At 72.5% G+C, this 21,497-nt stretch carries 21 protein-coding genes; 7 read left to right on the plus strand and 14 right to left on the minus strand.

Going from position 1 to position 21,497, the window contains the following annotated elements:
• Nucleotides 1-99: 99 nt before the first annotated feature.
• A complete protein-coding gene (locus CRYAR_RS23120) occupies nt 100-2,316 on the plus strand; it encodes an NADP-dependent isocitrate dehydrogenase (protein WP_035855174.1) in 2,217 nt (738 codons plus the stop codon).
• Nucleotides 2,317-2,400: 84 nt separating this feature from the next.
• Here the strand turns inward: CRYAR_RS23120 and CRYAR_RS23125 are convergent, their stop codons facing one another.
• The gene (locus CRYAR_RS23125; protein ID WP_035855176.1) at nt 2,401-3,450 is read right to left on the minus strand and encodes a DUF2293 domain-containing protein; all 1,050 of its coding nucleotides are present in this window, start codon (nt 3,448-3,450) and stop codon (nt 2,401-2,403) included.
• A gap of 67 nt (nt 3,451-3,517) precedes the next feature.
• Here CRYAR_RS23125 and CRYAR_RS23130 point away from each other — a divergent pair, with 67 nt between their 5' ends.
• A complete protein-coding gene (locus CRYAR_RS23130; RefSeq protein ID WP_051570834.1) occupies nt 3,518-4,390 on the plus strand; it encodes an acyl-CoA thioesterase in 873 nt (290 codons plus the stop codon).
• On the opposite strand, the gene CRYAR_RS23135 is transcribed toward CRYAR_RS23130, so the two are convergent.
• On the minus strand, nt 4,368-5,069 hold the full coding sequence (locus tag CRYAR_RS23135) for a hypothetical protein (protein ID WP_211247595.1): 702 nt from the start codon (nt 5,067-5,069) through the stop codon (nt 4,368-4,370). The genes CRYAR_RS23130 and CRYAR_RS23135 overlap by 23 nt on opposite strands.
• An 83-nt stretch (nt 5,070-5,152) precedes the next feature.
• Here CRYAR_RS23135 and CRYAR_RS23140 point away from each other — a divergent pair, with 83 nt between their 5' ends.
• Together CRYAR_RS23140 and CRYAR_RS23145 are read left to right on the plus strand one after the other, a co-directional pair.
• The gene (locus CRYAR_RS23140; protein WP_035855178.1) at nt 5,153-6,430 is read left to right on the plus strand and encodes a cation:proton antiporter; all 1,278 of its coding nucleotides are present in this window, start codon (nt 5,153-5,155) and stop codon (nt 6,428-6,430) included.
• 87 nt (nt 6,431-6,517) lie between these two features.
• Nucleotides 6,518-7,117 carry a DUF3455 domain-containing protein gene (locus CRYAR_RS23145; RefSeq protein WP_051570835.1) on the plus strand — a complete coding sequence of 200 codons (600 nt, stop codon included), beginning with the start codon at nt 6,518-6,520 and terminating at the stop codon, nt 7,115-7,117.
• Between the two features lie 4 nt (nt 7,118-7,121).
• Here the strand turns inward: CRYAR_RS23145 and CRYAR_RS23150 are convergent, their stop codons facing one another.
• From CRYAR_RS23150 to CRYAR_RS23165, 4 genes are all read right to left on the minus strand, one after another.
• Nucleotides 7,122-8,324 carry a PucR family transcriptional regulator gene (locus CRYAR_RS23150; RefSeq protein WP_211247596.1) on the minus strand — a complete coding sequence of 401 codons (1,203 nt, stop codon included), beginning with the start codon at nt 8,322-8,324 and terminating at the stop codon, nt 7,122-7,124.
• The gene (locus CRYAR_RS23155; protein ID WP_035855180.1) at nt 8,321-9,148 is read right to left on the minus strand and encodes an SDR family NAD(P)-dependent oxidoreductase; all 828 of its coding nucleotides are present in this window, start codon (nt 9,146-9,148) and stop codon (nt 8,321-8,323) included. Before CRYAR_RS23155 ends, CRYAR_RS23150 begins: the two co-directional genes overlap by 4 nt.
• The gene (locus CRYAR_RS23160; RefSeq protein WP_035855182.1) at nt 9,145-10,611 is read right to left on the minus strand and encodes a flavin-containing monooxygenase; all 1,467 of its coding nucleotides are present in this window, start codon (nt 10,609-10,611) and stop codon (nt 9,145-9,147) included. Before CRYAR_RS23160 ends, CRYAR_RS23155 begins: the two co-directional genes overlap by 4 nt.
• A gap of 1,261 nt (nt 10,612-11,872) precedes the next feature.
• Complete coding sequence (locus tag CRYAR_RS23165) at nt 11,873-12,349, minus strand: AfsR/SARP family transcriptional regulator (RefSeq protein ID WP_035855184.1); 477 nt, start codon at nt 12,347-12,349, stop codon at nt 11,873-11,875.
• 67 nt (nt 12,350-12,416) lie between these two features.
• Between CRYAR_RS23165 and CRYAR_RS23170 the strand changes: the two genes are divergently transcribed.
• On the plus strand, nt 12,417-12,998 hold the full coding sequence (locus CRYAR_RS23170) for a carboxymuconolactone decarboxylase family protein (protein WP_211247597.1): 582 nt from the start codon (nt 12,417-12,419) through the stop codon (nt 12,996-12,998).
• Nucleotides 12,999-13,012: 14 nt separating this feature from the next.
• A complete protein-coding gene (locus CRYAR_RS23175; protein WP_211247598.1) occupies nt 13,013-13,990 on the plus strand; it encodes an aldo/keto reductase in 978 nt (325 codons plus the stop codon).
• 79 nt (nt 13,991-14,069) lie between these two features.
• Here the strand turns inward: CRYAR_RS23175 and CRYAR_RS23180 are convergent, their stop codons facing one another.
• Nucleotides 14,070-14,966, minus strand: coding sequence for a hypothetical protein (locus CRYAR_RS23180; RefSeq protein ID WP_157017998.1), 897 nt, complete (start codon nt 14,964-14,966; stop codon nt 14,070-14,072).
• A gap of 291 nt (nt 14,967-15,257) precedes the next feature.
• Here CRYAR_RS23180 and CRYAR_RS23185 point away from each other — a divergent pair, with 291 nt between their 5' ends.
• Complete coding sequence (locus CRYAR_RS23185; protein ID WP_035855190.1) at nt 15,258-15,503, plus strand: hypothetical protein; 246 nt, start codon at nt 15,258-15,260, stop codon at nt 15,501-15,503.
• On the opposite strand, the gene CRYAR_RS23190 is transcribed toward CRYAR_RS23185, so the two are convergent.
• The 7 genes from CRYAR_RS23190 to CRYAR_RS23220 are packed head-to-tail and all read right to left on the minus strand — an operon-like array spanning nt 15,497 to nt 21,433.
• Complete coding sequence (locus CRYAR_RS23190; protein ID WP_063725752.1) at nt 15,497-16,549, minus strand: ROK family protein; 1,053 nt, start codon at nt 16,547-16,549, stop codon at nt 15,497-15,499. The genes CRYAR_RS23185 and CRYAR_RS23190 overlap by 7 nt on opposite strands.
• A complete protein-coding gene (locus tag CRYAR_RS23195) occupies nt 16,546-17,256 on the minus strand; it encodes a copper homeostasis protein CutC (RefSeq protein WP_051570836.1) in 711 nt (236 codons plus the stop codon). Before CRYAR_RS23195 ends, CRYAR_RS23190 begins: the two co-directional genes overlap by 4 nt.
• Complete coding sequence (locus CRYAR_RS23200; protein ID WP_035855192.1) at nt 17,253-18,209, minus strand: asparaginase; 957 nt, start codon at nt 18,207-18,209, stop codon at nt 17,253-17,255. Before CRYAR_RS23200 ends, CRYAR_RS23195 begins: the two co-directional genes overlap by 4 nt.
• Entirely contained in the window at nt 18,206-19,036 is an 831-nt protein-coding gene (locus tag CRYAR_RS23205) for an amino acid ABC transporter permease (RefSeq protein ID WP_084700864.1), read from the minus strand. Before CRYAR_RS23205 ends, CRYAR_RS23200 begins: the two co-directional genes overlap by 4 nt.
• Nucleotides 19,037-19,064: 28 nt before the next feature.
• Complete coding sequence (locus tag CRYAR_RS23210; protein WP_035855193.1) at nt 19,065-19,709, minus strand: amino acid ABC transporter permease; 645 nt, start codon at nt 19,707-19,709, stop codon at nt 19,065-19,067.
• Between the two features lie 51 nt (nt 19,710-19,760).
• Nucleotides 19,761-20,690 carry a glutamate ABC transporter substrate-binding protein gene (locus tag CRYAR_RS23215; RefSeq protein WP_035855194.1) on the minus strand — a complete coding sequence of 310 codons (930 nt, stop codon included), beginning with the start codon at nt 20,688-20,690 and terminating at the stop codon, nt 19,761-19,763.
• 14 nt (nt 20,691-20,704) lie between these two features.
• Nucleotides 20,705-21,433, minus strand: a complete 729-nt coding sequence (locus tag CRYAR_RS23220; RefSeq protein ID WP_035855196.1) for an amino acid ABC transporter ATP-binding protein — start codon at nt 21,431-21,433, stop codon at nt 20,705-20,707.
• Between the last annotated feature and the right edge of the window lie 64 nt (nt 21,434-21,497).

The following is a 21,497-nucleotide window of genomic DNA, read 5'->3' on the forward strand; positions in this document are numbered from 1 at the left end:
CAGACGTACTGTTCAGCGGAGGCGGGTCAGCGGGTGACTGCCAGTTACGCGCCTTTAGTCTGGCAATGAAGGACAGCGAACCTGGAGCGGAGTTGCCTGGTGACTGACTCGACGATCATCTACACCCACACGGACGAGGCGCCGGCCCTGGCCACGTACTCGTTCCTGCCGGTCATCCAGGCGTACGCCGCCCAGGCCGGGGTCGGCGTCGAGCTGCGTGACATCTCGCTGGCCGGGCGCATCCTCGCGCTCTTCCCGGAGCACCTCACCGAGGAGCAGCGCATCCCCGATGCGCTCTCCGAGCTCGGCGAGCTGGCGAAGACGCCCGGGGCCAACATCATCAAGCTGCCGAACATCTCGGCCTCGATCCCCCAGCTCAAGGCGGCCGTGGTCGAGCTGCAGGGCCTCGGCTACGCGTTGCCGGACTACCCCGACGAGCCCAAGACCGACGAGCAGCGCGACGTGCGTGCCCGCTACGACAAGGTCAAGGGCTCGGCGGTCAACCCGGTGCTGCGCGAGGGCAACTCCGACCGCCGCGCCCCGGCGTCGGTGAAGAACTACGCCAAGGCCCACCCGCACCGGATGGGCAAGTGGTCGGCCGACTCGAAGACGAACGTCGCCACGATGGGTGTCGACGACTTCCGGTCGACCGAGAAGTCGGTCGTCATCGAGGCCGACGACGCGCTGCGCATCGAGCTGGTCGGCGACGACGGCACCACCACGGTCCTGCGCGAGTCGGTGCCGGTGCAGGCCGGTGAGGTCGTCGACGCGTCGGTGATGCGGGTGGCGGCGCTGCGTGAGTTCCTCACCGCGCAGGTGGCCCGGGCCAAGGCCGAGGGCGTGCTGTTCTCGGTGCACCTCAAGGCCACGATGATGAAGGTCTCCGACCCGATCGTGTTCGGGCACGTCGTCCGCGCGTTCTTCCCGGAGACGTTCGCCGAGCACGGTGCGGCGCTGGCCGCAGCGGGCCTGAGCCCGAACGACGGTCTGGGCGGCATCTTCAAGGGCCTGGAGGCCCTGGAGAACGGGGCCGAGATCAAGGCGTCCTTCGACGCCGAGCTGGCCGCGGGCCCGGAGCTGGCGATGGTCGACTCCGACAAGGGCATCACGAACCTGCACGTCCCGTCGGACGTCATCGTCGACGCGTCGATGCCGGCGATGATCCGCACGTCCGGCCACATGTGGGGGCCCGACGGGCAGGAGCAGGACACGCTCGCCGTGCTGCCCGACTCCAGCTACGCCGGCGTCTACCAGGTCGTGATCGACGACTGCCGGGTGAACGGCGCGTACGACCCGTCGACGATGGGCTCGGTGCCCAACGTCGGCCTGATGGCCCAGAAGGCCGAGGAGTACGGCTCGCACGACAAGACGTTCGAGATCGCCTCCACCGGAACCGTGCGGCTGGTCGGGGCGAACGGGGTCGTCCTCGAGCAGGCCGTGTCGGCCGGCGACATCTTCCGGGCCTGCCAGACCAAGGACGCCCCGATCCGCGACTGGGTGAAGCTCGCCGTCACCCGTGCCCGCGCCACCGGCGACCCGGCCGTCTTCTGGCTCGACGCCGCCCGCGCCCACGACGCGAACCTGATCGCCAAGATCGAGCAGTACCTGCCCGAGCACGACACCGACGGGCTGCGGATCGAGATCCTGCCGCCGGTCGAGGCGACCGCGCTCTCGGTCGAGCGCATCCGCCGGGGCGAGAACACGATCTCGGTCACCGGCAACGTGCTGCGTGACTACCTGACCGACCTGTTCCCGATCCTGGAGCTCGGCACCAGCGCGAAGATGCTCTCGGTGGTGCCGCTGATGGCCGGCGGCGGGCTGTTCGAGACCGGCGCCGGCGGCTCGGCGCCCAAGCACGTGCAGCAGCTGGTCAAGGAGGACTACCTGCGCTGGGATTCGCTCGGTGAGTTCTTCGCGCTCGCAGCGAGCTTCGAGCACCTCGCGCAGACCACCGGCAACGCCCGCGCGCAGGTGCTCGCCGACACGCTGGACCGGGCGACCGCGACGTTCCTCGAAGAGGACAAGTCGCCGACCCGCCGGGTCGGGGGCATCGACAACCGCGGTTCGCACTTCTACCTGTCGCTCTACTGGGCGCAGGAGCTGGCGAAGCAGACCGAGGACGCCGCGCTCGCGGCGGCGTTCGGGCCGTTCGCCGAGGCGCTGACGAAGTCCGAGCAGACGATCGTCGACGAGCTGCTCGCCGTGCAGGGCAAGCCGGCCGACATCGGCGGTTACTACCAGCCCGACGCCGCCAAGGCCGCGAAGGTCATGCGCCCGTCGGCGACCTGGAACACCGTGCTCGCGTCGCTGAGCTGACGTGGGTGCCCGCGGGCGGTCCGGCTCCGCGCCGGGCCGCCCGCGGTGTCTCCGTCAGCGGTGTCTCCGTCAGCGGTGTTTCCGTCAGCGGGGACGACGCCAGGTGGTGAGTACCTGGTCGATTCGCGTCCGGATCCGGTCGCGGGCCTCGCGGCGGGGGACGCCGCGCATGAGCAGGGCGTCGTAGTCGGTGTCCAGGTGGCGCACGGAGGCCACCACGGCGAGCGTGACGGCCTGTTCGTCGAAGAGCCGGGCGGCGGCCGAGCGGCCCACCCGGCCGCTGCTGCGCTCGCCCGCGTGGGCGGCGATGGCCCGGGCGCGGTCGGGCGGGCAACCGGGGAAGAGGGCGGCGACCCGGGCCGCGAACTCGGCCTGGTAGCTGAGGTCGGCGGCGGCGCGGCGCACCTCGTCGCGCTCGCGGCGGCGTTCGCGCACGTCCTCGTCGGCCAGGCACTGCTCCTCGGCGCGCGCGAGCGCGGCCTCCTCGACCAGGATCCCCCGGCGCTCGAAGCGCTTGCGCCGCCGGTTGAGGCGCACGACGACCGCCGACAGCCCGCTCTCCTTCTTCGCCCGCCGCGACAGGGCCGCGTCGCCGGCCGGCAGGAACACCAGGTGCCCGAGGTCGGCGCAGTCGAGACACAGCCGGTCGTCGTCCTCCAGGACCTGGAACCCCGCGGTGGTCTCGCCGCAGGACGCACAGGCCCAGGGCTCGTCGACGGCGTGCGCGAGCAGGTCGGGGGCGGCCTGCTGCCGCTCGGCCAGGCGGGCACGGCGGGCCGGGGTGAGCGCCGGGGAGAGCCAGTGCACGCGGAACGCGCGCTCGACCGCGTCGTCGCCGCGGAGGGTGAAGCGGAGCTCGCGCCGGTCCCGGCTGGCCGCGACGTAGGCCGCGTCCCCCGGTTCGAGCCCGGCCCGACCGGCCCAGGAGGCCAGCAGGCTCACCGCGTCGACCAGCCTCGCCTGCTCGACGGCGGTGGCGCTCTCCAGCGCGTCGAGCCGGCCCTGGCGCCAGGTGTCGACCTCGCGGGCCCGCACCCACCCCAGCCCGGTCAGCACGTCGATCGCCGACACGACCTTCCGCGCCGCCAACGCCTTCTCCGCCACCTCGACGACCCGCCGCTCCAGCTTCGACATCCGGCCATTCTCCACTGGTGATTCCGGCCACTGCGGCGGTGGTCGCGGAGGCGATATATCTCCAAGAATGCGCCTGGTCGATCTGCTGGACCTCAAGGACGTCGGCGACGGCCGCTATGTCGCCGCCCCGCTCGACCGCTCCTCGGGTGGGCGGGTGTTCGGCGGGCAACTGCTCGCCCAGGCTCTCGCCGCGGCCGGGCGGACGGTTCCCGACGAACGTCCGCCGCACAGTCTGCACGGGCACTTCCTGCACCCGGGAGACCCCGACGAACCCCTCGAGTACGCGGTCGAGACCCTCCGGGAAGGACGGTCGCAGACCGTCCGCCAGGTGCTCGGCACGCAGGGCACGAACGAGGTCATCGCGCTGACCGCGGCATTCGCCGGGGGTGGTTCACCCTCCGGTCCGGTGCTCGAGCACCAGAACACCCCGTCGCCGTTCACCGCGTTCGACACCGTCGAACCCCTCCCGGACACCCTGGAACGCACCGACGGGCGGCTCGACGACTGGTTCGCCCGCCGGATCCGGCCGAAGCCGGTCGAGCTGCGCTTCGTCGACCACCCGGCCCGCGACCTGGTGTTCCGTGGCGAGAAACCACCCCGCGTGCAGCGGATCCTGATGCGGATCAAGGACCGGCTGCCCGACAGCCCGGTGACGCACGCCTGCGGGCTCACCTACTTCTCGGACCTGTTCCTGCTCTCCAGTGCCCTCTACCCGCACCAGGCCTCGGTCAGCGACCACGCCATGCTGGTCGCCAGCCTCGACCACACGATCTGGTTCCACGGGCCGGTCCGCGCCGACGAGTGGCTGCTCTACGTGCTGGAGTCCGACTGGGCCGGCCAGGGCCGAGGGCTCTGCCAGGGCAAACTGTTCGACGCCGCCGGGCGCCTCGTGGCCACCGTGATGCAGGAGGGCCTGATCAAGCCCGTCCGGAAGACCTGAGCCTCCCCTCCCGCGAGGCCCGGTAGGACGCGGCCCGCAACGAGGCCAGCGGCTCGGGCAGCCGCAGCCCCGGCAGCGGCCGCCGGACCGGGTCGAACCCGAGGTCGGCGTCGCCGTGGCCGGTCCCGGCGAGTTCGAGCCGCGCGAACCGCCGCCACCGCCCGGCCGGGGCCGCCACCGCCAGGTGGAACGCCGGCCGGGCGGCGCGCGCCGCGGCCGGGAACGCGGCCAGCAGCACCAGGCCCGCCGGGGCGCGGTACGGCAGCACGCTGGTGTACGTGGCGGCCCGCGGGTCGTAGCGGGGCCAGAGCACGTGGCGGGCCACCGGCGCCCGGCCGGTGGTGGAGAGCAGCAGGTCAGCGGCGTCGCCGTCGGGATCGACCCGGACCGCGAGGCCCAGGACGTCCGGGAACGGGCGCGGCAGGCCGGCGGCCCGGGAGAGGCGCACGAGGGCGTCGTCGTGGCCGGGCCGGTCGATCCAGGGCACGCCGATCGGCTCGGCCAGGCCGTCGCGCCGCACGACGGCCCGGACGACGGTTCCGCGTGGGTGCAGGGCCGGGCGGGCCCGGAGCCGGGCGGCGAGCCCGAACACCGCGGCGACGCCACGCGTGGCCGGACCCGGCCCGCGTGCGGGTGCTTCGGACAAGCGGGAGCGGATCGGAGCGGTGAGGTACCACATGGCGGGTCGGGTACCCCGTCACCGGGCGCGATCCACACGGGTTCGAGGGGATGACCGGGCATATCACGGGCATAGAACTCGCCATGGAATCCGCAGATCTGGCCTACGCCGTCATCGGCGTGGGCGCGTTACTCGCCGGCGTGCTCCCGCGCCTGCTCGAGGGACGCCCGTTCTCCCTTCCCATCGCGTTCCTCGGCCTCGGCATGCTGGTCTTCGGGCTGCCGCTGGGCCTGCCCTCGCCCGACCCCCGGGAACACGAGTCGATCACGACCCACCTGACCGAGGTAGGCGTCATCGTGGCGCTGATCGGCGCCGGGCTGAAGCTCGACCGGCCGCTGGGGCTGCGGCGCTGGTCGATGACGTGGCGGCTGCTGCTGATCGCGATGCCGGTGACGATCGCGCTGACCGCGCTGCTGGGCTGGTGGTGGGCCGGGCTGGTGCCGGCGTCGGCGCTGCTGCTCGGCGCCGCGCTCGCGCCGACCGACCCGGTACTCGCCGCCGACGTGCAGGTCGGCGAACCGACCGACGAGGAGGACTCCGAGGACGAGGTGCGGTTCGGGCTCACCTCGGAGGCCGGGCTCAACGACGGGCTGGCGTTCCCGTTCGTGTACGGCGCGATCGCGCTGGCCGGGACCGGCTTCACGGCGGCGACGTTCGGCGAGTGGCTCGCGGTCGACGTGCTCTGGCGGATCGTGGTCGGCGCGGTCATCGGCCTGGCCGCCGGGTGGCTGCTCGGCAAGCTGTTCTTCCGGTCCCCGTCGGAGACGTTGCGCCTGGCCGACCACGCCGAGGGATTCCTGGCCCTGGCGATCACGTTCCTGGCCTACGGCGTCGCGGAGCTCGCGCACGGCTACGGGTTCCTCGCGGTGTTCGTCTGCGCGGTCTCGATCCGCGCCTCCGAGCGCAACAACGGTTACCACCAGGTGCTGCACGACTTCGCCGAGCAGATCGAGCGGCTGCTCACCGTCCTGCTGCTCCTGCTGTTCGGGGGCGCGATCATCGACGGCCTGCTGACGTCGCTGACCTGGCCGGCCGCGCTGGCCGGTCTCGCGCTGGTGTTCGTGCTGCGGCCGGCCGCGGCCTGGCTGTCGCTGCGCGGCTCCACCGCGGGGCCGCGGGAGCGGGCGGTCATCGCGTTCTTCGGCATCCGCGGCATCGGCTCGCTGTACTACCTGGCCTACGCGGCCGGGCACGCGACGTTCCCGGACGCGGATCTGCTGTGGGCGACGGTCGGCTTCGTGGTCCTGGTGTCGGTCGTGGTGCACGGCATCGCCGCGACCCCCGTCATGCAGTACCTGGACCGGGTACGGGAGGAATCACCGTCAGCGACCCCGAATCGTCCGCAAAACGTCCAAAACTAAGATCTCCTAAAGGAGTGTCCACAAACGTCAGTGACTGTGCGTGAATAGTTTCCGTTTACACCGACGTACCAAACGGAGGCTTATCGCATGGGAAGCATCGGGGGTAAGCGTCGCGTCCGCGCCGCACTCGCGTGCGCCGGGCTCGCGGCGCTGGCCGTGACCGCCGCACCGGCGGCCGCGAACGCGGCCACGTCCTTACCGGACGCGGGCGGAGTCAAGCCGGGACACGGCCACCCGCACTTCACGCTGCCCGAGGGCGCGCCGAAGCCGACGGTGCCGGCCCGGATCCAGTCCGCCTACAAGGTCGTCAAGGGCACCCAGACCTATACCTGCGCCGCCGACGGGACGTGGGGCACCGCGTCCACGCCGGAGGCGCAGCTGGTGCAGTACGACGGCCGGGGCCGGATCCACCACTACGCCGGTCCGCGCTGGACCGCGCGCGACGGGTCCACGATCCTCGGCAAGAACGACACCACGGCCGCGGTTCCGCAGCCCGGCACGATCGCCTGGCTGCGGCTGGACGTCGTCGCGCACGAGAACACCAAGCCGGGCGAGCTCGACAAGGTGACGTGGATCAGCCGGGTCAACACGACCGGTGGCGCGGTGCCGACCGGTGCCTGCACCGCGGGCGAGACGAAGGCGGTGCCCTACGGCGCCGACTACGTCTTCTGGGTGCCGAAGAAGTAACGCCTCACGCTGCCCCGCCCCGCCAGTGGAGGATCTCGAGCGCGGCCGCCACCGCGATCGTGTTCTCCGCCAGCGGGCGGGGCAGCATCGTGTCCGCCCTCGCCAACCGGCGCAGCACGGTGTTGCGGTGAGTGAACATCCGCTCGGCCGCCCGGGCGGCGTGGCACTGTTCTTTCAGGTAGGTGAGCACGGTCTCGCGCAGATCAGCGTCGGCGGAGGCGAGCGCACCGAGCGTGTCGGCGACGAACTCGTCCGCGGTCGCCGGGTCGGTCGTGAGCGCCGCGACCAGCTGGACGTCCTCGAACCGGGCGATCCGCCGCGGCGACGTCAGCCGGGCCAGCATGCGTTGCGCGGTCAGCGCGTCCAGGTGACTGCGCCGGAACCCTTCGACGTCACGCGCGGGGCGTCCCACCGCGACCCGCACGTCGTCACCGAGCTCCCGGCGCAACGCCTCCGCCGGGGGCGCGTCGGCCGCCGGCAGCCAGAGCCACAGGCTCGCCGCGCTGGCCAGCACGGTCAGCCGCCGCGACACCCCGCACGCGCGGCGCACCGCCTCGGCCGCGTCCTCGAGCTCGCTCGTCGGCGTCCCGAGGCCGCTCCAGACGATCGCCGCCAGATGCGGCCCCGACAGCGAGTACCCCAGCTGCGCCTCGGCCCGCGACCGGCCGATCGGGGCGCCCTCGAGCAGCAGCGTCACGGTCGCCCGGCGCTCGGCGTGCGCGCCCCGGGTCAGCTCGTCGCGTTCGGACTGCACCCGCTCGGTGATGCCGGCCAGCGTGTCGTCGAGGAACGTCGCGATCGAGCGGGACGAGACGTCGAGCAGCTCGCGCAGCTCCACCGGGTCGTCGGTCAGCCGGAAGCAGATGTCCATCCAGTGCCGCCAGGCGACGTTCTGCGCGGTGCGGAACGAGTCGAGCGCCCGCTCGTCGAGGCCCCGCCGGACCAGGTCACGGGCGCCCTCGAGGGCTTCGGCGCTGACGTTGGGCGGCACCCGCTCGCCGGGCCGCTGAATGTTCGCGGTGGCCCAGTGCAGCACGTTCGCGAGGTTGTTGCGCCGGGTGCGCTCGGCCAGCACCGGGTCGTCGGCGATGACGCGCATCCGCTCACCGGAGAGCGCCGCGGCGTCCATCTCGTCGATCCACTCCCCCGGCGGCTGCACCGCGATCTCCGCGCCGCGCCGGAGGAGTTCCCGGACCCGCGGGTTCACGTCTGCGGGAACATCCGTCTGCCCCACCAGTTCGCCAGCCGGGGGTAGGTGCCGGGCGCGAGCCGGACCAGCGCGTCGATGGCCTTGGCGTCGTTGCCGACCAGGATCCGGGGACGCTTGGCCGCGACCCCGTCGAGGATGATCGTCGCCGCCTTCGCCGGGTCCATGCGCAGCAGCTTGTCGGTGTAGGTGCGGGTGCGCGCCTCCTGCTCGCGCGTGACCGTCTCGCCCCGCGCCCGGGCGGCCGCGAGCGCGGCCAGCGCGATGTTCGTCTTGACGCCACCGGGGTGCACGACCGTCACGTCCACCGGATGTCCGTCGCGCAGCATCTCCGAGCGCAGCGTCTCGGTGAACCCGCGGACCGCGAACTTCGACGTGCAGTACGCGGCGAGCCCGGCCTGTGCCAGGTACCCGTTCAGACTGCTGATCGTGACGACGTGCCCCGCGCCGGACGCGATCAGGTGCGGGAGGAACTCCGTGGTGCCGTGGATGACGCCCCACAGGTTGACGCCGAGCACCCGCTCGAACGAGCCGTAGTCGCCGTCCAGGATGCTCGGTGCGCCGTCGGCGATGCCCGCGTTGTTGTAGAGCTGGTGCACGGTTCCGAAGTGCCCGGCGACGCTCCGCGCGTACGCGGCGACGGCGGCCCGGTCGCTGACGTCGAGGAGCTCGGCGTGGGCGTTCGTCCGTTCCGCGGTCTCGGCGAGCCCGACGGGGTCGATGTCGCTGATCGCCAGCCGGGCCCCGCGCCCGGCCAGTGCGACCGCCAGCGCCCGCCCGATGCCCGACCCGGCGCCGGTGACCACCGCGACCGTGTCCCTCATCGGCCGACCCCCGCCCGGTCGCGCGCCTCGAACCGCAGGTCGGGGTCGACCACCGGGCCGTTACGCAGCACCTTCACGTCGGCCTGGTAGTTCATCGACATGACCCACGGGGCCTTCTCGCCCTGACGGGGAAGCTGGTCGAGCGCCCGCTGGACGTACCCGGCGCCGAAGTCCAGCAGCGGGCGGGTCGGGGCGTCCGGGTCCGGGCGCACCGGGACGCAGACGTCGTAGCCGTGCTCGCGCATGTGGTTGAGCAGGCGGCAGAAGTGCTCGCAGAGCAGGCCGACCTTGAGCGTCCAGGACGCGTTCGTGTAGCCGATCGCGAACGCGAAGTTCGGGACGCCGGAGAGCATCATGCCCTTGAACGCGACGTGGTCGGGCAGGTGCACCGCTTCCCCGTCGACGCGCAGCGCCGCGCCACCGAACGGTTGCAGGTTCAGGCCGGTCGCGGTGACGATGATGTCGGCCTCGAGTTCCCGGCCGGCCGCGAGCCGGATGCCGGTCGGGGTGAACGTCTCGATCCGGTCGGTGACCACCGCGGCCCGGTCCTTCCGGATGGCGCGGAACAGGTCGCCGTCGGGCACCGCGCAGAGCCGCTGGTCCCACGGGCCGTACGGCGGGTTGAAGTGCTCGTCGACCGGATAGCCGGGCGGGAGCGCCTTGACGTTCACCGCGCGGATGATCTTGCGCGCGATCGTCGGGAAGCGCTGCGCGAACTTCCAGACCCCGGCCTGCTTGGCGATGTTGAGGCGGCGGGAGAGCGCGTAGGCCCGCCGCTCCGGCAGCAGCGTGCGCAGGCGGTTGGCGATCGCGTCCACGGACGGCACCGGCATGACGTAGCTGGGGGTGCGCTGCAGCATCGTGACGTGGGCCGCGGTGGTGGCCAGCGCGGGCACGAGCGTCACCGCGGTCGCTCCGCTGCCGATCACCACGACCCGTTTGCCGGCGTAGTCGAGGTCCTCGGGCCAGTGCTGCGGGTGGACGATCGGGCCGGTGAACGCGTCCCGGCCCGCGAAGTGCGGGGTGTAGCCCTCGTCGTAGCGGTAGTAGCCGCTCGCGCAGAAGATCCAGTTCGCGGAGATCCGGATCCGCTCGCCGTCGTGCTCCACCTCGGCGACCCAGCGGGCGTCGGCACTGGACCAGTCCGCGCTCAACACCCGGTGGTGGAAGCGGACGTCCCGGTCGAGGTCGTGCTCCCGGGCGGTCTCGCGGAGGTAGGCGAGGATCTTGTCGGCCCCGGCGATCGACTGCCGGTCGCGCCACGGCTTGAACTCGTAGCCGAAGGTGTGCAGGTCGGAGTCGGAGCGGATGCCGGGGTAGCGGAACAGGTCCCAGGTGCCGCCGGTGGCGCCGCGGGCCTCGAGGATGGTGAACGTCGCGGCCGGGACGTGGGTGCGTAGGTAGTAGGCCGCGCCGATGCCGGAGATACCGGCGCCGACGATGAGCACGTCGACGTGTTCCATGACAGGACTCCCTCGGTAGCCGCGCCGCTTCCCGGTGATCATCACCCGTGGAACCGTCTGGTACCAGGTGCGGGCGGCACCGATTTGAGGTCGGGATGGTGCGTTCGGCTTCAGCGGGGGTTTTGGGGGTGAGGCGGGCGGCTGGTTTTGGTCGATGCTGATCGGGCGGTGGTGGTCTTGGTCAGGCCGGTCAGGCCGGTCAGGCCGGTCCGCTGGATCGGCGGGGTCGGGCGCGTGGGCCGGATCGGGCGCGTGGGCCAGGTTGGGCGCGTGGGGCCAGATCGGGCACGTGGGCCAGATCGGGCGGGTCGGGCAGTTGCGACGTGCGGTCGGGTGCCGTTGTGTATGGGTCTGCCGGGGTCTTCGCGGGAGGCCCGGATGTTGTCGCCGGGCAGGGTCGTGCTGTCTACCAGTGCAGTCGCACGTCACTGCTCGCCATCGCACGGAGCCGCCCGCCATCGCCGTCCGCCATCGCCGCCCGCGTCCGGCCGGGGGTTCTCGCCGATCCACCGCGCCACCCGCCGTCCCACGGGGCCAGTGGTCATCCCACGGAGCCGGCCGTCGTCCCACGGAGCCGGCCGTCGTCCCACAGAATCGGCCGTCATCCCCCAGAACCGGCTTCATCTTTCGGAGCCGGCTGTCATCTCCACCCGGGGCTGCCGCCCACCCCATGTGACCGCCCGCCGTCCCATCGAGTCCATGCCATCCCGCGGCCCACCCCTTCCGCCATCTCACCGAGTCCCACGCCATCCCGCGGCCAACCGCCATCCCACGGAATCTCCAGGCGTCCCGCGGAATCTCCAGGCGTCCCGCGGAATCTCCAGGCGTCCCGCGGAATCCCAAGGCGTCCCGCACGGAATCCCAAGCCATCCCGCGGAATCCCAAGGCGTCCCGCGGAATCCCAAGGCGTCCCGCGGCCAATGCCGCCCCGTGCCGTCCCACAGTCCACCCGCCATCCCACCCGGTCACCCGCCATCCCGTGCAGTCCCACGCCATCCCACGACCCACGCCCCGTCCCACGGGGTCCCACGCCATCCCGCGGAGCCCCACGCCGTCCAGTCGAGCTGCCCGACTGCGCAACGGGCCCACGGGCACGCGTTCGGGGCCGTCAGCGGCGTGATTGGTGATGAGGTGACGGCGTGATGCGGCAGCGGCGCCACGCGGCAGCAGCTCAGCGCGACAGCAGCTCGCCAGCGGCTCAGCTCGGCAGCGACAAGCAGCGGCAGCAGCGGCAGCACCGGCAGTGGCAGCTCGGGTTGGGTTAGGGGTTCAGGAGGGACCGGCGCTCGTTGGTGGCCGCGGAGCGGAGGGCCTCCAGGCGGGCGGACTCGGCGGCGGCGAACCCGTCGGCGAACTCGTCGAAGGCGCGCCCTCGCCACCAGGAGAGCAGCCGGTCGTAGGCCGACAGGGCAGCCGGCCCGGTGGCCGCGCGCGCCGCGCGCAGACCGGCCTCGAACTCCCAGGCGTCGACCGCACTTCCGGGAACCCGGAGCGCGTACCCGTCCAGCTCGGTGACGAGACCGGCCCCGAGTGCCCCGCGCAGCCGGGAGGCCAGCGTGTACAGGGCCGGCCGGACGTCCGCCGGGCCGCCCTCGTCGCCCCAGACGCTCCGGGCGAGCGCGTCGAACTCCACGACGCGCCCCCGTGCGAGGATCAGCCGGGCGAGCATCGCGCGCTGGCGCCGCGGCAGCGCGCGCGGCGGGGACCCCTCCCGCACGACCTCGATGGGCCCCAGCACCCGGCAACGCGACACCCTCCATCGTAAACACGGTGAGCAGGTATAACGGCGGGAACAGGTTCTGATTGTGGATAATCCATTGTGGCCCGCCGGCCGTCTCCGCCGGCTCTCCCCCGCGGAGCTCGACGACGACCAGCGCGCCGTCTACCGCGCGGTCACCGGAGGCCGTCGCGCCGCCGGCCCGCAGGCGTTCGCGCTCGTCGACGACCAGGGCCGCCTGACCGGGCCGTTCAACGCGATGCTGCTCAGCCCGCCGGTGGGGGCCGCGCTGCAGTCGCTCGGCGAGGCCGTGCGGTACGAGACCACGCTCAGCGACCGCGCCCGCGAACTCGCGATCCTGGTCGTCGCCGCTCACTGGGGCAGCACATTCGAGCGGGAAGCGCACGAGGCGGTCGGCCGCCGCGCCGGACTCACCGACGACGAGCTCGGCGCCGTCCGCACCGGCACCGAACCGCACTCTTTGAGCACCGACGAACTCGCCGCACTCCGCACCACCCGCGCGCTCCTGACCGGAGGGGGCCTGGAGGACGCCCACTACGACGCCGCCGTCGCGGCCCTCGGCGAGCGCGGCCTGTTCGAGCTGACGACGCTCGTCGGCTACTACGGCACGCTGGCGCTGCAACTTCGGGTGTTCGCCGGCGAGGGCTGACTACGGTGGAGCCCGTGAGCGAACAGATCCCCACCCGCACCCTCTGGTCCGACGGCCCGGGCGTCGGCGCGATCGGCCTCGGCTGCATGGGCATGACCTGGGCCTACGGCACCGACGCGAATTCCGACGACCCCAGCGCCGTGATCGGCCACGCGATCGATCTCGGCGTCACGCTCATCGACACCTCGGACGTCTACGGCCCGTTCACCAACGAGGAACTCGTCGGGAAGGCCCTGACCCGGCGGCGGGACGAGGTCACGCTGGCCACCAAGGGCGGCCTGGTCGCGCACTTCGCCGACGGCCGGCCCGACTCGTCGCGGATGCCGAGCCCGAACGGCTCGCCCGAGCACCTGCGCCAGGCGATCGACGGGTCGCTGCGCCGCCTCGGCGTCGAGACCATCGACCTGTACTACCTGCACCGCCCCGACCCGGACGTGCCGATCGAGGACAGCATCGGCGTCCTGGCCGAGGCGGTGTCGGCGGGCAAGATCCGGGCGATCGGCGTCTCGGAGTTCAGCGTCGAGCAGCTCGACCGGGCGGCCGCGGTGCACCCGATCGGCGCGGTGCAGTCGGAGCTGTCGCTCTGGACCCGCGACCACCTCGGCACCACACTGCCGTGGTGCGAGCGCAACGGCGCCGGGTTCGTCCCGTTCTCGCCCCTCGGTCGCGGGTTCCTCACCGGCACGCTGCGCGAGGCCGCGTTCTCCGCGAACGACTTCCGCGCGCGCAACCCCCGCTTCCAGCCGGAGAACCTGAAAGCGAACCTGGCGATCGTGGAGACCGTGGAGGCGATCGCGGCGAAGTACGAGGCGACCGCCGCCCAGGTGGCGCTGGCCTGGGTGCTCGCGCAGGGCGCGCACGTCGTGCCGATCCCCGGCACGCGGCGGCTGGCGCGCCTGGCTGAGAACGCGGGCGCGGCGTCGCTGCAGCTCACCGCCGAGGACGTCGCCGCACTGGACGCACTGCCGGCCCCGGCTGGGGCGCGCTACTGAGGTTCCCGGTGATACTGGTTCGCGCCCGTTTTCGGGCGAACGTACCGGTATTCATGGCCCGAATGGTGCCAAATTAGCGCTATCGCGCACAACGTCGGCACGTCGGGGTCACTGACGTGCAAATAAGTGGTCGTATCCGATTTGTCAGAAAAACAGATCGGAGACGACGATGACGAGCAACACCGTGCGCGTCGGGCTGGCGCTCGTCAGCGCGGCCCTGGCCACCGGTTCCACCCTGTCGCTGGCTTCCCCCGCGCTGGCAGCGCCCCCGGCCCTGGGCAAGCCGGCCCTGAACCCCGGCACGACCCTCCTGTCCACCGGCGAGGGCGACGACGATTCCGCCACCTCCGACCAACGCGGCGAACGCCGGGGCGGCGAGCGCAGCTACGGAGAGCGCGGAAGTAGCGACGGCGGGGCCAGCGAGCGCGGAGGTAGCGAGCAGCGCGGAAGCGAGCGCGGCGACGGTCAGCGCAGCGGTGGCCAGCGGGGCAGCGGCGAGGAGCGCGGTGGCCGCCAGGACGGGGGTGGCCGCGAGGCGCAGTCGCGCGGCGGTGAGCGCGGCGGTGAGCGTGGCGGTGACGACGATGGCCGGGGTAGCCAGTGGGGCGGCAACGGACGCGGCGACGGCCAGGCCGACCGCGGCGCTCAGCGTGGAGCCGAGGACCGACCCGGCCGAGGCGAGCAGGGCGACGATGGCCGCGGGGACGGCAACCGCCAGGGTGCGGGTGATCGACAGCCCGGAAACCAGCAGGGCGACGACGACCAGGACGGGAACGGCGGCCAGCGCGACCGTGGAGGCAGGCAAGGCGGTCGCGACGGACGTGAGGGCCAGAACGGCCGCCAAGGCCAGGATGGTCGTGACGGGCGCGATGGACGCCAGGGTCAGGACGGTCGCGACGGGCACCAAGGTCAGGATGGTCGCGAGGGCCGCGACGGACGCCAGGGCCGCGACGGACGCGACGATCGGAACGGACACGACGGCCGCGATGAACGTGGCGGGCGTGACGACCGGAACGGACGTGACCGGCGTGACGACCGGGACGGGCGTGATGCGCGGGACGGCCATGATGCGCGGGACGGCCATGATGCGCGGGACGAGCGGTACCGCGACAGTCGCGAGTGGCGTTACCGCGAACATCGGCGCGGCGAGCGGATCAGCGTCGACTGGTACGAAGGACGCCGCTGGCGCGGGGGCGACTACCGCGTCTGGCGGGGTCCGTCCGACTGGCGGCGCGGCGCCAGCTACCACCGCGGCGGAGGTTGGGACGTGTCCGGTGGATGGGGCTGGGCCTCCCAGGCCCGCTTCGGCGACCGGGTCGACTCGTTCCACCGCGGCTACCTGAACTGCCAGCAGGCCGGCTTCGAGGGTGTCCTGCGTGGTCTCTGGGACGACTTCAGCTGCGACTACACCCGCTTCGGCTGGGCCGGCTGGGGCTACTTCGGTTTCGGCGCCGGCGACTGGCGCTACGGCGGCACCTGGGTCCTCCGGGTGGACGACTTCGACATCTACTGATCCGGCTGGTCCCGTTCGGGCGCACCACCCCCGAACGGGACCACCCCGAGGCCCGACGAACGTGAGTGCGGGACCGGGTCGCGGTCACACTCTCCGGCGATCACCGAGGTCGGGTGGCTCCAGCTCCGCACGCACCCGGCGGACGGCGTCAACGCGAACGCCTCGATCGCGGCACCCCACTGGCCGGCCGCGGGGCCCAGCGTCGAGAGGCGCAGCTCCGGTGCCTCCCGCCACACCAGCAGCTCGGTCAACGTCCGTTCCACCGGTCCGAGCAGGGCGTCCCCGGCTTGCGCCATGCCGCCGCCCAGCACCACGAGCGCCGGATCGAGCAGCATCGTCAACGTGCTGACGCCGAACCCCAGCGCACGCACCGCCTCGCCCCACACCCGGTCGGCGATCGGATCGACGCCCAGCAACCCGACGACGTCCGCCGCGCCGGCCACGTCCCCGGTCCCCCGCGCCGCCCGGTACCGCCGCGGTACCGCGGCCCCCGCCGCGTACGCCTCCAGACACCCCCGCTTCCCGCACGGACACGGTTCCCCGTCCGGATACACCGGCATGTGGCCGGCCTCCCCGGCCGCGCTGCCCGCGCCGCTCACCAGCGTCCCCGCTGTCACCACTGCGGCCGCGATTCCGGTTCCCAGCTGCAGCAGCACGAAGTCGTCCGCGCCGCGCGCCGCGCCCAGGTGTCGTTCGGCCCGGCCGGCCGCGCGCACGTCGTGGCCGACCGAGACCGGCAACCCGAGCGGTCCGGCCAGCGCCGTGCGCAGGTCGAAGTCACGCCAGCCGAGGTTGGACGCGTAGGCGACGGTGCCGGTGGCGGCGTCGACGAGACCGGGGGTCACCACTCCGGCCGCGAGCACGTCCAGCCCGTCGGCGAGCGCCGCACCCCGCAGCGTCGAGATCAGCGACCGGACCACCGCGACGGTGTCCGCGCCACCCTCGCTCGGCCCCGTGCGGTGATGACGCCGCACGCCCCGCTCGTCCACCACGGACGCCTTCACGGTCGTCCCCCCGATGTCCACCGCGACCACCGCACCGGTCACGAGGAACCCACAGAGCCCACGGAGCCCACAGAGCCCACCGCGGCGATCACCGCGCGCACCTCGTCCGCCGACGTCCGGTCCCGGCCCCCCACCGGCCGCATCGCCCGCAGATGCACCTCGGGCACGCCCGAATACGCCACGAGCGACCCCACGTTCGGCGACCGCACCGACCCTCCGGCCAGCACCCCGATCCGATCCCCGCCGTACCCCACCAGCGCGCGCAGCTGGTCGCGCCCCGACTCCGCCGACCCCGGCCCACCCCCGGTCAGCACCCGCGACACCCCCAGCGACGCGAGCGTGTCCAGCGCCCCGAACTGATCGGTGATCTCGTCGAACGCCCGGCTGAACGTCACCGGCGCGTCCCCGCACGCCTCCACCAGCGTCGCCAGCACCCCGGCGTCGACCTGCTTCGTCGCGGTCAGGCCGCTGAGCACGAAGCCGACCCGCGGCCGCCCGGCGAACAGCCGGATGTCGGTGAGCATCACCCGCACCTCGTCGGGCGAATACACGAAGTCCCCGCCGCGCGGCCGGATCAGCAGTTGCACGCCCACCCGCGACGTCGTCTCGAGGACGGCGGTCACCATCCCGTACGACGGGGTGATGCCGCCTTCGAGCAGGTCGGCGCAGAGCTCGATGCGATCGGCCCCGCATTCCTCCGCGACCCGCGCCCCGGCGACGTCGTCGACGCAGATCTCGACGAGCGTCATCGCAACGCCGACAGGTCCGCGCCGAGCCGGATCCGCCCGACCGGCCGGCCGCCGCCCAGCACCGGCACCTCGGCCAGGTCACCGGCCCCGGAGACGTCCACGCCCAGGAACGCCAGCGCCGCGACCGCCAGCATCGTGGTGGCCCGCGGCGACCCGTCGACCACCTTCATCGCGACCGCGCGGCCGTCGTCGGCCGCCGCCACCAGCACCCCTTCGGCGCCGCCCTTGGCCAGCACTCCGGGCACCCGCTCCATCAGCAGCGTGTTCACCTGTCCGGTGCCGCCGACGAAGAACGGCTCGGCACGCATCGCGTCCGCGACCGTGCGTTCCGGCGAGCCGGCCGGGGCGGTCACCAGACGCGCCGCCGCCCGGGCCAGGCCCAGCGTCGTCGTGCCGAACAGCGGCGCGCCGCACCCGTCGGTGGTCACGTGCGTCACCGGCGCGCCGGTCGCGTCCTCGATCACGGTGCGCACGCGCTGCTGCAGCGGGTGGTCCGGCCGCAGGTACCCGGCGACGTCCCAGCCCTGTCCGACGCACGCGGCCAGCATCGCCGCGTGCTTCCCGGAGCAGTTCATGCGGACCGGCGACGCCGCCCCGCCGCCGGCGATCAGCGCGTTGCGCGTCGGGACGTCCTCCGGCCAGTCCGGCGGACAGCCCAGCGCGTCCTCGGAGAGACCGGCGCCCAGCAGGATCGAGCGCGTGAGCACCACGTGGGCGTCCTCGCCGGTGTGCGAACCGGCCGAGATCGCCGTCCCGGCGTCGTCGAGCGACAAACCGACGGACCGGCAGGCGACGGCCTGCCACGGCTTCACCGACGAGCGCGGCAGGATCGGCGCGGACGGGTCACCGGCCGCGAACGCGACCGAACCGTCGGCGGCCAGCGCGACGAGCGTTCCGAGGTGGCGCGACTCGGCGAAGCCGTCCCGCTCCACAACTGCCAACTCAGCGATCACGGTGTCTTCTCCACAACGGGCGCGGCGGTCCGCCGCCGGGTGAACGTCTGCAGCCGGTACGCCGCCCCGGAGAGCAGCAGGTTGCAGACCAGGTAAACGAGGGTGACGACGAGGTAGGTCTGGACGAGCAGGTGGTTGTACGCGGCGAGCACCTGCGCCCGGTAGAGCAGTTCGGTGAACGCCACGATGTAGCCCAGCGAGGTGTCCTTGAGCAGCGACACCAGCTGCGACACCAGCGACGGCGCCACCGCGCGCAGCGCCTGCGGCAACACGACCAGCCGCATCGACTGGCCCCGGGTCATCCCGAGGCTGAGCGCGGCCTCGTTCTGCCCGCGCGGCATGCTCAGGATGCCGGCCCGGAAGATCTCCGCGAACGCGGCCGCGTTGGCCACGGTCAGCGGCAACACGAGCTTCCACAGCAGCGGGAGGTTCAGGCCGTAGGCCGGCAGCGCGAACAGCGTCACGTAGATCAGCAGCAGCACCGGTAGCGTGCGCGCGATCTCGATGTAGGCGGTGGCGACCCACCGGATCGGCCGCACCGGCGAGAGCCGGCCCAGCGCCAGCACCAGCCCGAACGCCGCACCGAGCACCGCGACCAGCGCCGCGGCCTGCAGCGTCCCGCGCAACCCGACCAGCAGGTAGCTCCAGATCGGCCAGGCCGCGAACGGCGACCACCGGTCGGCGTCCAGCTGCCCGTGCGAGGCGAAGACCCGCAGGCCCAGAACGACAACGACGACGAGCACCACCACGGTGACGATCGACGCGATGCGGATGCGCCGACGCCCCCGTGGCCCCGGCTCGTCGAACAGCACGGACGCGCCGCTCATCGCCGCCCTCCGCTCTTCGCGCGAGCGCTCATCGGACGATCGCCACCTTCCGCTCGACGAAGCCCGTGGACAACCCGATCACCAGCGCCAGCGCCATGTAGGCCAGGCCGGCACCGACGAAGATCGGGATCGGCTGGGCGTGCACGAGGTTCACCTTGTTCGCGGACGCGGTCAGCTCGACGACGCCCACCGCGGCGGCCAGCGACGTGTTCATCACCAGCGCGATCATCACGTTGCCGACCGGCTGGACCACCGCGCGCAGCGCCTGCGGCAGGATCACCAGGCGCAGCGACTGGAAGAACGTCAGCCCGATCGCCCGCGCCGCTTCGGCCTGGCCCATCGCGACCGTGTTGATGCCGCTGCGCACCGCCTCGGCCACGTACGCGGCCTCGTAGATGACCAGCACGACCACCGCCGTCGTCGTCAACGGCATCAGCAGTCCGACGTCGGGCAGCGCGAACACGAACAGCACGAGCAGGGCCAGCGCCGGAACGTTCAGGAAGAACTGCACGTACCCGAAGGCCAGGCCGCGCAGGATCGGCACCGGGCTGACCCGCGCGGCGGTGACCAGCACGCCGAGGATCAACGCTCCGATGCCGGCGACCACGGTCATCCACACCGTGGTCCAGAGCCCGTCCAGCAGCGCGGGCAGGTTGTCGAGCAGGACGTTCACTCAGAAGCCTCCGGTTGGACCGGGGGCGGTGGCCCGCCCCCGGTCAGCGACTCAGGACCCGGGAACCGAGCCGATCGCCGGCGGCTCCGGAGCCTCCGACTTCACGACCGTGCCGAGCGAGTTCTTCCAGATCTCGGCCCACAGGCCCGACTTCTGGATCGTCGTCAGCCAGGTGTTGACGAACTGCTTCATCTGCGCGTCGCCGTGCTTGAGGCCGATGCCGTAGGGCTCGGAGGTGAACGGGTTGCCCACGACCGTGATCGCCGGGTTCGACTTCGCGTCGCTGGCCAGCAGCGTGATGTCCTGCACGTACGCGTCGCCGCGGCCCTGGGTGAGGGCCTGGACGGCCTGCGGGTCGGTGCCGAACTGGACGACCTTGGCGGTCGGGACCCGCTTCGGCACCTCGGTGACGGCCGGGGTGTTCGCGCCGACGATGACGGTCTTGCCGGCCAGGTCCTCGATGCTCTTGATGTCGTTGTTGCCGGTCTTCACCGCGACCGCGAGGCCGGAGGAGAAGTACGGTCCGGCGAAGTCGACCTGCTTGGCCCGCTCCTCGGTGATCGTGTACGTGTTGAACACGACGTCCACGGTGCCGTTGGCGAGCAGCGCCTCGCGGGTCTCGGTGGCCGGCGGCACGATCTGCACCGACGGCTTGCCGATGATGTAGGTGGCGAGCGCCTTGGCCAGGTCGGCGTCGAAGCCGGTGACGTTGTCGGGGTTCGACGGGTCCTGCTGGGAGAGCAGCGGCGCGTCGAGGGCCTCGGCGACGACGAGCTTGCCGCGCTTCTTGATCTTCTCCATCGTCGAGCCGGGGAGGATCAGCGCGTCGGCCGCGACCGGAGCGCCGGAGGTCGACGCCGCGGAACTCGCCGCGGGCGGAACCGCCGACGAGTCGGAGTCCGAACCGCCGCCGCAGGCGGCGAGGGCTAGCGTCACGGCGGCGACGGCCGCCGTGAGCAGCGTGCTTTTGGCCTTCGCCATGGCACTTGCCTTTCCTAGTGGGAGAGAACCTTCGAGAGGAACGAGCGGGCCCGCTCGCTGCGGGCGCCCGTGAAGAACGTGTCCGGGTGGTCGGACTCGACGATCTGTCCCTCGTCCATGAAGACGACGCGGTTGGCCGCGCGCCGCGCGAAGCCCATCTCGTGGGTGACGACGACCATCGTCATGCCCTCCGCGGCCAGCCCCACCATCACGTCGAGCACCTCGCTGACCATCTCGGGGTCGAGCGCGGAGGTGGGCTCGTCGAACAACATCACCTTCGGACGCATGGCGAGCGAGCGGGCGATCGCCGCGCGCTGCTGCTGACCGCCGGAGAGCTGCGCCGGGTACTTGCCGGCCTGCTCCGCGATTCCGACGCGTTCGAGCAGTTCCAGTGCGTCGGCCCTGGCCTGCTTCTTGTCCGTCTTGCCCACGTGGATGGGGCCGAGCGCGACGTTGTCGAGGATCGTCCGGTGGCCGAACAGGTTGAACGACTGGAAGACCATGCCGACCTCGGCACGCAGCCGCGCCAGCTCCCGGCCCTCGCCGGGCAGCGTGCGCCCGTCGATGCGGATCTCGCCGGACGACACCGACTCCAGCCGGTTGAGGCAACGGCACAGCGTGGACTTGCCCGACCCGGACGGCCCGACGACGACCACCACCTCGCCGGCGGCGACGTCGAGGTCGATGTCGCGGAGTACGTGGTGGTCGCCGAAGTACTTGTTCACCCCTCGGACCTCGATCATCACCCCTCCTAGCTGCGGTTCTGACGACAGAGGCGAGACTAAGTCCAATTATCGAAACAAGTCA

Source organism: Cryptosporangium arvum DSM 44712, from assembly GCF_000585375.1.
Classification (GTDB): domain Bacteria; phylum Actinomycetota; class Actinomycetes; order Mycobacteriales; family Cryptosporangiaceae; genus Cryptosporangium; species Cryptosporangium arvum.